15 protein-coding genes and 2 tRNA genes are annotated in these 12,956 nt (G+C 67.9%); 10 read left to right on the top strand and 7 right to left on the bottom strand.

Annotated elements, in window-relative coordinates; translation table 11 throughout:
• Both CCN72_RS15495 and CCN72_RS15490 read right to left on the bottom strand, forming a co-directional pair.
• Positions 1 to 3,145 (bottom strand): PAS domain-containing sensor histidine kinase (locus CCN72_RS15495; protein ID WP_167408680.1); only part of this gene is annotated, 3,145 nt, incomplete at its 3' end.
• 179 nt (positions 3,146 to 3,324) lie between these two features.
• Positions 3,325 to 3,792, bottom strand: a complete 468-nt coding sequence (locus tag CCN72_RS15490) for an SSI family serine proteinase inhibitor (protein ID WP_086808016.1) — start codon at positions 3,790 to 3,792, stop codon at positions 3,325 to 3,327.
• A 186-nt stretch (positions 3,793 to 3,978) separates the two neighbouring features.
• Here CCN72_RS15490 and CCN72_RS15485 point away from each other — a divergent pair.
• Positions 3,979 to 4,069: transfer RNA gene (locus tag CCN72_RS15485), tRNA-Ser, on the top strand.
• A gap of 182 nt (positions 4,070 to 4,251) precedes the next feature.
• Positions 4,252 to 4,324: transfer RNA gene (locus tag CCN72_RS15480), tRNA-Arg, on the top strand.
• A 110-nt stretch (positions 4,325 to 4,434) separates the two neighbouring features.
• On the opposite strand, the gene CCN72_RS15475 is transcribed toward CCN72_RS15480, so the two are convergent.
• Both CCN72_RS15475 and CCN72_RS15470 read right to left on the bottom strand, forming a co-directional pair.
• Positions 4,435 to 4,713, bottom strand: a complete 279-nt coding sequence (locus CCN72_RS15475; RefSeq protein WP_086808015.1) for a tyrosine-type recombinase/integrase — start codon at positions 4,711 to 4,713, stop codon at positions 4,435 to 4,437.
• 136 nt (positions 4,714 to 4,849) lie between these two features.
• A complete protein-coding gene (locus CCN72_RS15470; protein ID WP_086808014.1) occupies positions 4,850 to 5,398 on the bottom strand; it encodes a hypothetical protein in 549 nt (182 codons plus the stop codon).
• 207 nt (positions 5,399 to 5,605) lie between these two features.
• Between CCN72_RS15470 and CCN72_RS38610 the strand changes: the two genes are divergently transcribed.
• Positions 5,606 to 5,854 (top strand): hypothetical protein, encoded by a 249-nt coding sequence (locus CCN72_RS38610; RefSeq protein ID WP_143664108.1) that lies wholly within the window; start codon positions 5,606 to 5,608, stop codon positions 5,852 to 5,854.
• 67 nt (positions 5,855 to 5,921) lie between these two features.
• Here CCN72_RS38610 and CCN72_RS15465 read toward each other — a convergent pair whose 3' ends face one another.
• Genes CCN72_RS15465 through CCN72_RS15455 form a run of 3 tightly spaced genes read right to left on the bottom strand, consistent with a single transcriptional unit; the run spans position 5,922 to position 7,524 of the window.
• Positions 5,922 to 6,776, bottom strand: a complete 855-nt coding sequence (locus CCN72_RS15465) for a helix-turn-helix domain-containing protein (RefSeq protein ID WP_086808013.1) — start codon at positions 6,774 to 6,776, stop codon at positions 5,922 to 5,924.
• 6 nt (positions 6,777 to 6,782) lie between these two features.
• On the bottom strand, positions 6,783 to 7,298 hold the full coding sequence (locus tag CCN72_RS15460) for a DUF6879 family protein (protein ID WP_086808012.1): 516 nt from the start codon (positions 7,296 to 7,298) through the stop codon (positions 6,783 to 6,785).
• Positions 7,273 to 7,524 (bottom strand): hypothetical protein, encoded by a 252-nt coding sequence (locus CCN72_RS15455; protein ID WP_086808011.1) that lies wholly within the window; start codon positions 7,522 to 7,524, stop codon positions 7,273 to 7,275. The genes CCN72_RS15460 and CCN72_RS15455 overlap by 26 nt, the downstream gene beginning before the upstream one ends.
• Positions 7,525 to 7,827: 303 nt before the next feature.
• On the opposite strand from CCN72_RS15455, the gene CCN72_RS15450 reads away from it, so the two are divergent.
• From CCN72_RS15450 to CCN72_RS15425, 7 genes are all read left to right on the top strand, one after another.
• Positions 7,828 to 8,217 carry a DUF6415 family natural product biosynthesis protein gene (locus CCN72_RS15450; RefSeq protein WP_244174240.1) on the top strand — a complete coding sequence of 130 codons (390 nt, stop codon included), beginning with the start codon at positions 7,828 to 7,830 and terminating at the stop codon, positions 8,215 to 8,217.
• 31 nt (positions 8,218 to 8,248) lie between these two features.
• Positions 8,249 to 8,398, top strand: coding sequence for a hypothetical protein (locus CCN72_RS39015; RefSeq protein WP_158101358.1), 150 nt, complete (start codon positions 8,249 to 8,251; stop codon positions 8,396 to 8,398).
• Between the two features lie 171 nt (positions 8,399 to 8,569).
• Positions 8,570 to 9,070 (top strand): hypothetical protein, encoded by a 501-nt coding sequence (locus CCN72_RS15445; protein ID WP_086808010.1) that lies wholly within the window; start codon positions 8,570 to 8,572, stop codon positions 9,068 to 9,070.
• 71 nt (positions 9,071 to 9,141) lie between these two features.
• A complete protein-coding gene (locus tag CCN72_RS15440) occupies positions 9,142 to 9,798 on the top strand; it encodes a class I SAM-dependent methyltransferase (RefSeq protein WP_086808009.1) in 657 nt (218 codons plus the stop codon).
• Positions 9,799 to 9,882: 84 nt separating this feature from the next.
• A complete protein-coding gene (locus CCN72_RS15435) occupies positions 9,883 to 10,692 on the top strand; it encodes a hypothetical protein (protein WP_086808008.1) in 810 nt (269 codons plus the stop codon).
• A gap of 184 nt (positions 10,693 to 10,876) precedes the next feature.
• Positions 10,877 to 11,794 carry a hypothetical protein gene (locus tag CCN72_RS15430; protein WP_143664107.1) on the top strand — a complete coding sequence of 306 codons (918 nt, stop codon included), beginning with the start codon at positions 10,877 to 10,879 and terminating at the stop codon, positions 11,792 to 11,794.
• A 16-nt stretch (positions 11,795 to 11,810) separates the two neighbouring features.
• The gene (locus tag CCN72_RS15425) at positions 11,811 to 12,620 is read left to right on the top strand and encodes a DUF5677 domain-containing protein (protein WP_244174239.1); all 810 of its coding nucleotides are present in this window, start codon (positions 11,811 to 11,813) and stop codon (positions 12,618 to 12,620) included.
• The last annotated feature ends 336 nt before the right edge of the window (positions 12,621 to 12,956 follow it).

Here is a 12,956-nt window from a genome sequence, read left to right as displayed (position 1 = left end):
CCTGAGGTGCCTGTGCTGCCTGCTGTGCTTGCGGCGACGGCGGTACGGGGGTGCCGGGGGCCGGCGTGGCCGGCGTGGCCGGTGCGGGCTTCCGCGCGGCGGCGGCCTCGGCGGGCAGCGGGAGGGGCCCCGCGGCGGGGGCACCGGCGGCCGGTACGGCCTGGGGCGGGGCCGGGGCGACGGGAGCGGTGGGAGCCGCGGGCGTCACGGCGGCGGCCGGAGCAGCTGGTGCGGCCGAAGCGCCCGGTGCGGCCGGTGCGCCCGGGGTGATCGGAGCCGACGCGGGCACGGCGACCGAGGGTCCGGCCTGGAGGGCGATGCCCTGGCCGTTCGTGCCCTGGGCCTGCGCCGGAAGGGCCGTTCCGGGGATGGCCTGCCCCGGGGCCACCGCACGGGGGGCTTGCGCGGGAAGGGCGATGCCCTGCCCGTTCGTGGCCTGAGCCTGAGCCTGAGCCTGAGCCTGTGCCTGTACCTGAGCTTGCGCCGGAGCGGGTTGTGGCGGAGTCCCCGGTGCCGTACCGGACTCAGCGGCCTGCACCGTCGGCACCGTCTGCGGGGCCTGCGGAGCTTGTGGTGCCTGTGAGGTCTGCGCGGGAGGCGCCACCGCGCGGCGGCGCCGGCCGGTCGGCGCGGTCGTGGGATGCGGCTGCGGCGGAGTGTGGTCCTCGGCCTGGCTCAGCGGTACGGCGTCGTGCCGCCCCTCCTCACCGGGCACGGGCGCGGCGGCCGGCGGAGCCTGAACCGGCCCGGTCCCGGCCTGCGGTACCCGGGCCGCCGCCTCCTCCTGCGGAGCGCGGTCCGCGGCGGCGGGCGGCAGCGCGAAGACCGTACGCGCCCCCGTCTCCTGCGCGGCGGCCCGCTCGGCCGCGGCGGCCAGCGCACGGCGCCGCCGCCCGGTGGGCTGCCCCTCGTCGTCGGCACCCTCGGCACCCGGCGCACCTTCGGCACTCGGCGCGCCCTCGCCCCCGGCCGGCGGCAGGGCGGCGGGCAGCGCGGCCTGCGGAGCCTGCTCGGCGCCGGTGCGGGCGTGCTGCCCGGTGGGCACGGGCACGCCACCCGGCGGCACGGCGGCCCCGAGCCCCGTACCGGAGGCGGCGGCCCCCGCGGCATGCTCGGCCGCGGTCACCACGGCCCCTTCGCTCACCCCGTCGGCACCGGCGTCGGCGCGCGCGGGATCGAGCTCGGCGGGCCGCCCGCGGCGCCGCCCGGTACCACCGGACGCGCCCTGCGTGGCCTCGGCGGGAACCTCGGTCGTCTCGTCGGCGGCCCCGGCCGCGCGCCTGCGGCGGCGTCCGGTGGGCGCTTCTCCGGTCGGCGTGCCCGAACCGGCCAGGTCGGCGTCGAGGAAGGCGTCCGTGGAGCCCCGCCGCGCCCGCCGTCGGCCGCCGTCGAAGGTCTCCTGCGCCGTCTCGGCGAGCTCCAGCTGCGTGGGCGGCGCCACGACGGCCCCCGCGCCGCCTCCGAGCGGCACCTCCAGGACGTACGCGTTGCCGCTCATGCCCGGCACCTCGTGCGTCTGGAGCACACCGCCGTGGGCGCGCACGATCCCGCGCACGATCGGCTCGTGCACCGGGTCCCCGCCGGCGTACGGCCCGCGCACCTCGATCCGGGCGACCGAACCGCGCTGCGCGGCCGCGACGACCACGGTGTTGTCGAGGTAACCGCCCGTGGAGACGGGCGCGTTGCCGGTGGCGTCGACGCCCGCGACGTCCGCCACCAGGTGCGCGAGCGCGGTGGCGAGCCGCTGCGGGTCGACCTCGGCCTCGATGGGCGGCGCGTGCACGGCGAACTGCACCCGGCCGGGGCCGATCAGCTCCACCGCGCCGTCGACACCGGCGGCGACGACGGCGTCCAGCATCACCTTCGTCCGGGTGATGTCCTCGGTGCCCGTGTCGATCCGCTGATAGGCGAGGACGTTGTCGATGAGGGTGGTGATCCGCGAGTACCCGGCGGAGAGGTGGTGCAGCACCTGGTTGGCCTCGGGCCACAGCTGCCCGGCGTCGTCGGCGGCCAGAGCGGCCAGTTCGCGGCGCAGTTCGTCCAGGGGGCCGCGCAGCGACCGGGCGACCAGGGTGAGCAGCTGCTCGTGCCGTCCGGCCAGCGCCTCGTACCGGTCCTTCTCCCGCTCGCCGAGCGCGGCGTACCGCTCCTCGCCCGCCGCCAGCTCCTCCGCGTGCTGCTCGCGCAGCTCTGCCAGCTCGGTGTCGTACTTCTCGCGCAACTCCGCCAGCTCGGTGGCGTGCTGCCCGCGCAGCGCGGTGAGGTCGGCGGCGTGTTCCTCGGAGAGCTTCTCCAGCTGCTCGGCGTGCGCCTGTTCCAGCGTGGTCTTCTCGTCCACCAGGGAGTCGAAGGGCCGCCGGTCGGTGAAGGTCATCACGGCGCCGACGAGCTGGTCCCCGTCGCGCACCGGCGCGGTGGTCAGATCGACCGGCACCTGGTGGTCGCCCTTGGACCACAGCACCTGCCCGCGCACCCGGTGCTTGCGCCCGGAGCGCAGGGTGTCGGCGAGCGGCGACTCGGCGTACGGGAAGGGGGAGCCGTCGGCCCGCGAGTGCAGGACGAGGTTGTGCAGCTCCTTGCCGCCCAGCTCGCCCGCCCGGTAGCCGAGGATCTGCGCGGCCGCCGGGTTGACGAGCACGATCCGCCCGTCGGTGTCGGTGCCGACGACGCCCTCGGACGCGGCCCGCAGGATCATCTCGGTCTGCCGCTGCGAGCGGGCCAGCTCCGCCTCGGTGTCGACCGTCCCGGACAGATCCCGGACGACGATCATCAGCAGCTCGTCGCCCGTGTAGCCGTAACCGTCGTACGCCTGCTGCCCGTTCTCCAGGTTCGCGCTGGTGACCTCGACCGGGAACTCGTGTCCGTCGGTGCGCCGGGCGACCATCCGGGCCGGCTTGGTCCTGCCCTGCGGGTCCCGCTGGCCCGGGCGCCGCATGGAGCCCGGGATGAGCCGCGAGTCGAACTCGGGCAGCAGATCGAGCAGCCCGCGCCCGACGAGCGCGGTGCCGGGCGCCTCGAAGGCTTCCAGCGCGATGGTGTTGGCGTTGACGACGGTTCCGTTGGCGTTGACCAGGACCAACGCGTCCGGCAGAGCGTCGAGTATGGCTGCGAGGCGAGCAGCGCCTCGGGATGGCCTGCTGCTCACGAGACGCTTCCTCCCTGTTACCGCACCTTGCCGACCGCTCGGGCCATCTTGCCAACCGGCCCGCGACGTGTCACGCGAGGGAGTCTATGCGCACGTGTTGTCCGGGGGGTGCCGGATGAGAGGGAGGTCCCACGAGGAAGTGACGCCGATGCGGTGACGACCGGACCTTTGGACCGGCCCTACCCGAGCTTCGGCAGCAGCGGCACCATCCGGTTCCACCGGTCGATCTCGCACCCGTTGTTCCGGTCGTACGACGCGTCGACGGGCCGTCCCGCCCAGGTACCGGTGACCCGCGCGGTGGCCGGCCCGCCGGAGATCATGGAGCAGATGGTCCCGGGCGGAACCGGCGCGAAGAGGTCCCGCCCCCACTGCGTCTGCTCGTCAAGCTTCTGACAGGCACCCCGCACATCCGGGTGATGCCCGCCGTCGGGATGACAGAACAGCTCGTACGTCCCGTCCCGCCCGGGCCCGGCATGCCGTACGACGACGGTGAGGTGATCCCCGCCGCGCCCCTGACCGAGGGCGGCGGCGGGCACGGCGATCAGCGGTACGACGGCGGAGGCGGCGGCGGTGACGGCGGCGGTGGCGAGGACGGCGAGGCCGCCGCGACGGACGCGCCCTTCGAGACCCGGCAGAAGAGAACCCATGCCCCTCTCAACGCCCGACCTCGACGGACGTTGCGCCACGTTCCCCCGGAAAACGCCACCCCGTCGAAGAAGCCCTTTGCTCTGTGGCCGGACTGCCTAGTACCGTAGGGATCGATTGGTGACGGGCCCTGCGGCTGTGTCATCATCTGCACGCACCACTCGCGCGCTCGCGTGAGCGGTTGTGCTGGAGGCGTCGCCTAGTCCGGTCTATGGCGCCGCACTGCTAATGCGGTTTGGGTCTTAAAGCCCATCGAGGGTTCAAATCCCTCCGCCTCCGCCCCAACCGAAGCCCCGGTCCACTGGACCGGGGCTTCGTCGTTCCCCCCTCCTGAGACGTTTTCGCAGGTCAGAAGGGGTATGCGGATCGGATTTCACATGACGGCGGCAGTCATGTAATGTTCTTCCTGTCGCCGGAACGGGCCGAAAGGAACGGAAACGGAGACAAGAACAAAAGAACAAGCACTCGTAGCTTAACGGATAGAGCATCTGACTACGGATCAGAAGGTTGCAGGTTCGAATCCTGCCGAGTGCACAAGGAAACACCAGGTCAAGGCCCTGATTCTCCCAAGTGGAGGTCAGGGCTCTTGCGTTGGCGTCTCACAGAATCTCGCAAGTCGCTACCCGTAACTGATCGATTACAGCTTAGCCGAGCAGTTCCATCAACTTCTCGGAGCCCGCTATGAGCGACTGCGGGTTGGGGTGGACGTAGTTGCGCTTCGTGAAGGACAGGTCGCTGTGCCCGGCCCACGCCGAGACGACCGTGTCCGGCACCCTGTTGTTCGCCATCCAAGACAGGCAGGCGTGGCGAGCATCGTACAGCCGCGTCTTGCGAACCCCAGCGGTGGCCACGAGCTTGTACGTCTCGCGTCGCAGTTTGTGCGTCTTCCAGTTCTTGCCGAGATCATCGACACGGGTGAAGATCCCGACGAGTGACCTTGGGTGAGAGGCGAACCCAGAGGCGGCAGGCTGTGCTCCTGGACGTCCTGCTTGTGTCGTACCAGTGCCACAATCTAGAGAACTCGCAGGTCAGAGGCAGCAAACAGCATCCCTCATGCGGTCAGGGGGCGGATGGGATCTCCTCCAACTTGCCGTGCTCGTCGAGCCGCCACCGCACTCCGGCGTCGTCTGTGAATGTCGCGAAGATGGTTTCGTTGCTGCCCTGGGGGCGCTCGCAACCGAGCCGTCGCCCGATCCCGAGGACTGAGCAGGGCATCTCGATTGGATCGAGGCCGATACCCGTCAAGCTGGCAGCGCCTTCAAAGACGGTGCCTACCTCCACGGGCTCGGAAGGGTGCTCCAGCCGCACGTTGGTGATCGGCGCATTGCTGTAGTTGGCCAGGATCTCAAACCACCCGCTCGTATCCCAGGTGACACCCTCGGCCTGCGCCCTCTTGCGGTCCTCAGCAGCGTCGACCAAGGCGGCGCGTTCGAGGGTGAGCGTCGCGGACTGGTCAGCGATCAGTGCTCGCTGCTCGGCGATGAAGTCCCTTTGTTCATCAATCTGGTCGCGCTGGCTCTTCAACGTCCAGATCGCCGCGGCCGCTGCTGCTGCCGCGAACAAGGCCCCCGCCCACGTAGGAGCGTCACCCCAGTCGATCGTGCTCATGTCGCGCAGCCTAGATGGAGCGGGATTCACGCCACTCACCGGTGCCGAGGCCGACGAGCATCCCCATCGCGCACCTCGTACGCCGCCCAGCACTACGGCCTGAGCACCCTCGCCCGAACACAAGGGGTCACAACACGGCCACATCGCCCCCTTCCCACCCTCGCGCCGAGCATGATGCCCACCTCGACACGCACGTCCAGGGGGACTATGCGCACCACCACCGCCTGCGGCAAATCAGAGGCACAGCAACAGGCTGACTACCAAAAGGCACTCAACTCGACATTTACCAAGGGGCATCGACCCAATGCCTGCAAGAGCTTGAGTCAGGACGACTACGACACTCTTCTCGCGGACTGGGCCGTAAAACACGCGCTCGACAGCATGTCCAAGGAGGATCGGGACACCCTCGACTACTACGACGACGGCTCCATCAACGGCAGCATCTCCGGGAACTAGCTCACAGCGCACCGAGCAGGGCGCCTGCGCTCGCAACCGTGGAACGGGCGCCCTACGGCGGCGCGGGTCAGCCCAGGGCGTCGATGGCCTTGAGGACCAGGGCGCGCGCCTCGGCGCCGTACACCGCCATCTCTGCCAGCCTGGTGAACGCGCGCAGGTAGATGTCCAGCTCCCCGGGGGCCGTTACGGTCACCTTTGCCGCCAACAACTCCACGTGGATGTGCGCGTCGTCGAAGACCGTGAACTGTTCAAGCGGCCACATGACCTGCTCCCGCGCGACCGCGGACGGAATGATGCCTAGCGACATGGACGGCAGACTCATGGAGGCGAGGAGATTCCCGAGCTGACCGGCCATCACCTCGGGATCGCCGACCCGGTGGTACAGCACGTTCTCTTCGATGAGTGTCGCGAACCGGTGGTCTCCTTCGTAGATGACCCGGGCACGGCGCATGCGTACCTCGACCGCCTCGCTTACATCGTCGGGAGTGCCGCGGAAGCCGGCGATGGTGCGCATGAGAGCCGTCGCGTAGCTGGGCGTCTGCAGGTAGCCGGGGATCACGTGGGAGGCATACACGCGGAACAGGCGCGTACGCTCGTACAGCTTGGCTGACGTCTCCGCCAGCTGCTTCATGCCGGTGCGCTGCAGCCGCTTCCACTGCAGGTACATTGAGTCGGCCTGCCGGTTCGCCGCGATGAGGTCGTCCGCCTGGCCGTCGGCACCGCAGGCCGTGCACCAGGCGCGGATGTCCGCGTCGGACGGGGCAGTGACGGCGTTCTCGATCCGCGAGGACTTGGCGACGGACCAGTTGCACAGCAGCGCGATTTGCTTGCCGGTGATGCCCGCGTCCAGGCGCAGCTCCCGCAGACGTGATGCGAGAGCTGCGCGCGCTTCCTGCACGCTGGACGTAGGGAACGTGGGCATGGCTGGTTACTTGACCTCGTACTGGTCGTGCGGGGTGGCTCGATCCCAGATCTTCTCGAACGCTGCCGCGTGCTGCTCCACCACGGCGGGGTCATCGCACAGTTCCTTGCTAATCCAGCCACCGTCTCCCGAGAAGTGATGGACGCGTATGAGCCGCCCGTCGAAGATCCACAAGTCGCTGCCCGGCAGCAACAGGTCCCAGGCCCGGTGTCGGGGCAGCCAGCGGACCTCCTCCCCGGTCTCCACGTTGGCGCGGGTCTGGTAGTGCTCCCAGCGGATGTAGTCGGTCACCGGCTCGGACACGATCCGGGCCCGCCGCACCTGGACGCCGCGGGCGATGGCGTCCGCGATGTCCTGGTGAAAGGGGCGCCACCAGGAGGCGCGGTCGTCCCAGTCGACGCGCTGGCCGCGCTGCCAGGACTCGAAGCGGGGGTTGCTGAAGTAGGCGTCCCGCATCTCCAGGTGGACGGCCGACTTGCCAGCGTCGGCAAGGAGTTCAGCGAACTCCGGGATCGAGCTCATCGCACGCCTTCCTGATGATGGGGATCATTCGCTTCGGGATCCTGACGACGGTCTCGCCAGGCGGGATCGGCGCCCGGGCAGGAGACAGCGCGTCACATGTGGTCATCGTCTCCTCGTCGGCCTGGTAGCTCTGGATCAGCAGATCTTCTGTGTCCGCATCTACCCAGACTGTGGGACATCCGTCCTCGTCCGTCTCGGGGTCGATTCCGACGAAGTGAATGTTCATGCTGGCTGGCCTCCCGCGCTAGTCGGTTGCAGGGATTTACATCACCGTCGCGCCCATGTAGCTCATGGTCAAGAGCGCATGTTGGCCATGGCCAGTGACGTCCAACTGGCATGTAATTCGATGCAACTTCGTAGCCAGGCTGGTGAAGGGGTTCCTACGGTCGGCGGGTACGAGAAACCCGGCGAGGCGGCGGAGCCTCCCGGGGCGTGGCCGACGCTGCTGAGGAGCGCCAACATGAGGCAAGCTACAGCCCATCCGCCAGCCAGCGAAGAACGGGGCCAACACTCCCTCGACATCTACGTGATGCGTGCCAGCGCGCGGCGGCTCCTCGCGGAGGACGCCGAACTGCCCTCCGTCGAGGAGCTGGAGACGCTCACCCTTCAGCTACGCGGGCACATCATGCTGGCTATCCCCGAAGTCGAGGCCGCAGCCGGAAGGCTTCCCAAGGACGACATCCCGCGCGCCTGCGCCTTCGCGTGCGTCGGTGAGGCCCGTATGCGCCTCGATCTCGAACCCGGCCGCACCCTGCCCGCTGGCGTCGCCCACGCCCAGCGTCTCGCTCGCTCCATCAACGCCCTGTGCGACCACTACGAGAATCTGGGCAGCAGCTGGCATGGCATCCCGGACCGAGTGGCAGTTCCAGGACCGGGGCTCGGGCCCCGCGGACAAACAGCTCGTCGTCGTCCACGATGACGACTCGGAGAGCACGGCGTACAGGCGCCTGATGGACCACTGCGCAGCGTGCTGGACCTGCCTGACCGTGAACGACGCAGGCGAGGCCATCAACGCCTGCACGACTGCCGAGCAGCTGTATCAGGAGTACCGGCAGGCCCGCCGCATCCGCGTCGCTGCGCTCCCGCCCGCCCTGGCGTAAGGGCCCGTGGCGCCGCTTCGGGACAGTGCCGCACCAACGACGCCCGTCTGCCGGTCTTCCGGAAAACCCGGCAGGACGGGTTCCAGCTCCCGCCCCAGGCGCACGCCCTGGATAGGTCCAGGCATGGGGTGGGCCCGTCAGCACGACACGACGCCCCAGAGGGGAAGGTTCATGACCGTTACTATCGATCGGCCCACGAGCATCCGGACACGGGATCCGAAGGAGCTCCTGAACGCCGTCAGCCCTTACATCACGGAGCTGACCGTCAACGTCTTCGACTCCGAGATGAGTCTGTGGGACCGCGAGGTCGCCCTCCTGCTCCGCGACCACACGATGGTGCGCGACATGGCCGAGCGGATCCTTGGCAACGCCGTCATGTACACCATCGGCTGCATCGAGCACCCCGAGGTGCACCTGGGCGTCGGCAAGCTCGTCGACATCGGTGTGCACCAGCTGATCCTCGACACACCTGTCTGGTTCGGGATCTGCCGGCTCTACAACGGAGGTGCCTACAAGCACCACGCCCCGTTCATCGAGCGCCGCCGCGACGGTCTGTGCCTGAGCACGGCGGACTTCCTGAAGTCCATCGGCTTCGACGTCGACGAGGAGCTGTGGGCCATCGACGGCACAGACTGCTCGCCGTGCGACAACAAGGTCCCCGACAGCCACTGAACGGTCCTACGCTGGCCCCTGTCCTCGGTCCCCCGGAGGACAGGGGCCAGCCCTTGCGAAGAGGAATTGCCTTGCCCGCACAACACGACATCGCCGCCGAGACGGAGCTGTGGGACACCTTCGCCGCTTCTGCCTTCAAGGACGACGCCGAGCCGAGCTTTTGCTGGACCCAGTACGCCGGTCACGGACCCGGCCCAGAACTGCTCGGCAACCCGCGCTCCGTCCTGGAGATCGGCTGCGGCACCGGCCGCGCCCTCGCCTACCTCGCTCAGAGCGGCATCTCCGCTCGGGGCGTTGACCTCTCTCCCGTCATGGTCAAGAAGACCACCGCGAAGTGGGCCAGCACTCGCGCGGAGTTCGTGTGCTCCGAGGTACTGCAGTACTTGAGCGAGCAGGAGCAGACGTACGACGCGGTCTACTCGATCTTCGGAGCTGCGTGGTTCACCGACCCGAGCCGCCTCTTCCCGCTTGTCCGTCGGCGGCTCAGGCCTGGCGGCGTCTTCGTCTTCTCCCAGCCTCCAGCCATCCCTGGGGCGTACGGGCCACAGGGCATGTACAAGGGGGGCTTCGCCGGGAAGGCGATGTTCGCCTACCGCTACAGCTACCGTCCGGCCGTGTGGGAGCGTCTGCTAGCCAGGGCTGGTTTCACCATGGCCGACGCCCAGGTCATCGATGCACCGCAGCCTGGGCACATCGGTACGCTCCTGGTCTGCGCGGTTGGCCCATGACCGTGTTCCCGCAGTACGGTTTGGGTCGCTGACATTTTCGAAAGTCGGTCGCCTTTGAGTAAGCGGGATGAATACTCTCATCACGTGACTATCGGCACGGACGAACAGCAATACCTACGTGTCATCTTGACGCGGCTTGAGAGCGTGAAGCCCTACGAGGCACTTACCACTTCGCCCTCTTCGGCGTGGGACGTTCAACCGGGCAGTGCGTTGGGTGGCGATGACGCCAAGACGAAGCCGTACCAGGTGTCGCATCTGGCGTGGCAGGCGCTCACGGTCGCGTCGGACCACCTGCACTGTCTCCGCCTCAGCCTGATCGGCGATCAGCAGGGCGATGAGATCACCGTCACGATGCACCCGTACGCGCAGGCAACGCTTCTCCGGGCCGCCTTCGAGAACGGAGCCCGTGCAGTCTGGTTGCTTGCCCCCGGGAAGCGTCTGACGCGCATCCAACGCCGGCTCGCCCTCCAGGCCGACAACAACACGCACTCTGATCGCATGCACCACCTCCTTGGCCAGACGCCGAGCCGCACCACCGCCGATCGCACGAAGCAGATCAGGGACCTTGCTATCGGTGCTGGAATTTCGGCGAGCGACGTAAAGAAAGAGCTGGTCTTCGGTTATAAGAAGATGGTCCGCACTGCCGGTGATCACCTCGCTGGTGTCGGGGCGGATCAAGCCGAAGCTGTCTGGAGCGCGTGCAGCGCGCTGGCCCATGGGGACATCCACAGCATGGGCTTCCTTGAGCGTGAGGTCCTCGGGATGGCGGGCAACGTCGCTCTCACCAGGCTGTCCACCGACTCCAAGATCCTGCTCTGGATCACCACCGTTACCGTGCAGATGATCGAGTACGGCTTCCAGCTCTACAAGCAGCGGACGACCCCGCCCTCATGAGCGCAGATCCTTCCGGACGACCTCGATGGATCGAGAGCGTGACGCGCGTGCCGCCCGAGCCGGCAGGGGGTCGGTCCGTGGTCTGCGGTGGTCGAAGACGTTACTGCTGTGGACCAAACGACCTCATGCGAGGAACATCAGTAATGGGTCGCTCCTGTGATTGGCCCCGTGTCACCATGCGGCCATGAGCAACAAGGGAGAGGAGCCAGAGGAGGGCTCCGAGCCGGAGTCGGTTGATCCCTTTGGCTTGGCTCGCGCGTTCCAGCCGCTGACGGACTACTACCGCAGCATCTTTGCTGACCTCCTGCGGCCTATGGTCGAGACCTACATGTCAACGACCCGCATCGGCGAGACGATCGGTAGGCGGCTGGCCGAGGCAGCAGGCGTGAACGCGATGCTCCGCGAAACCTTTGAGCCTCTGCACGAGCACTTCCGGGAGTACTGGCGCGGCGTCTTCGAGACGCTTGGCTCTCTGAAGGACGCCATCTACCCTCCGAACCTCCGGGCCGCTACACCGTCGGTCGAGGAGTTCGAGCAGCTGCTGCTTGAAGAGGGCATACCTCTCATGTGGGTGCCTGGCCCGAAGATAGTACGCGCTCTCCTGGACGCGCCCGACGCCATAGGGCGCCGTCGGGCAATCGGGCGGCGGTGGAAGGGCATCGTCAGCGACTGTGAAGCTGTGATCGCAGACGTTGATCATCCTGATCTGAAGGACGCGCGAGGCTTCGGGCTCGACTGTGTGTCGGCACTGCGTGACGGTCACAGCAACCCGGCCCAGGCGCTCGCTGCCAATCTCCTGGACAGCCTGATGCGCGCTCACTTCGATGAGCCAGACAGAAGGAAGCTCACGTCCAATAAGAAGGGCAAGGCCAAGTTCGACCTCAATGACTACGAGGTGCGGGTGGCCCTTACATTCGCACCGGTCTGGTATGCGCACGCCGAGTACTGGCCGAAGAACGGTGACCCGATCCCGCATGTATTCGGCAGGCATCCCAGCGCACACGGTGTATCGCGCACGCAGTACTCGCGGATCAACGCCGTCTACGCACTTATGCTCGTCACCTCGGTGCTCAAGTTCTTCGATGTTGAGCTAGAGCGATAGGTAGCGATACCTCCGGGTGGCGACGATCATGACCGAAAAACCAGAGCGCCGGAGCGTGGGCGAAGCGCACCATGAGGGCGTGAAAGAACAGATTGCCGCTGATAATCAGCGTGCCTACGAGGGCCTTGAAGAGCTCGCCCAGCTCACCAGGGATGTTGCCCGGCTCGGCCCGGCCGAGGGGGACCGGCGCCCGTTCTACGTGGCTTGGGGTCTGCTCGCTGCTGCGGAGCGGCAGGCTGCTGCGATCGTACTTCTGCATCGCAAGGGCCTTGGACATGAAGCAGCACCTAACCGGCGTGCGCTGCTTGAGCACATGGCGCAGATCGAATGGCTGGCGGACGACGGGGCGGATGCCGTCGACGCCATGAATCGAGCCCTGCAGCAGTCGCAGAAGAAGTTGCGCGACGCCGCGGACGCGGCTGGCATGGCGTACGACCCCGAGATCGCGGACCTGGTGGCAGGGGCCGTGATCCCCTCCAACTCGGCGGAACAGTTCAACAACTTCACCCCGCTCTTCAAACGCCTGAGCGACGTCTTCCTGGCAGTTTGGAGGGCTGAGACCCAGCTTGCACACCCGACACTCACCGCCGCACAGTGCTTCTTCGATGACAGCGCACGCGACACAGTGACGCTGTACAGCGAGCCCGTGTACCGGCAGGGCGTCGAGAGCCCGATCGAGCGGTCCCCGTTCATCGCGTTCGTCGTGATGTGGTCGGCCATGCAGGCCTTCAACCAACTCCTTCCTGGCCAGCTCTGGAGCGACGAACTCCAGCAGATCGCAGCCGAAGGAGGCATCGACGACTCGTGGACGGCCTCCGTCCAGTAGTCCCTGCGATGCAAGCCCTCGGGAGGCAGTCACGGCAAGCTGGGCTGGTGCCGAAGGCCACCGAGTTCGGCCCCCAGATCGCCTCACGCGCCGGGGCGATCGGGGGCCTCTTCTCGTCTCACGCCTGTCTCACACGGCTCTCACGGACAGGGGGCGAGAGGGAGGCCGGGACGGTGATGCGCAAGGCTGCTCCCTGGGGCTCCACATGGACCACATGGAAGGCCAGGAAGCCCTTCATTGCACTACGGATCAGAAGGTTGCAGGTTCGAATCCTGCCGAGTGCACATCAGACCAGAGGCCCTGTGGAGAGATCCACGGGGCCTCTGGCGTTTGGCT

This window comes from Streptomyces murinus (assembly GCF_002154555.1).
Taxonomy (GTDB): domain Bacteria; phylum Actinomycetota; class Actinomycetes; order Streptomycetales; family Streptomycetaceae; genus Streptomyces; species Streptomyces murinus.
The sequence above is the reverse complement of the archived record's forward strand: the minus strand, read 5'-3'. Positions and strand labels throughout refer to the sequence as shown.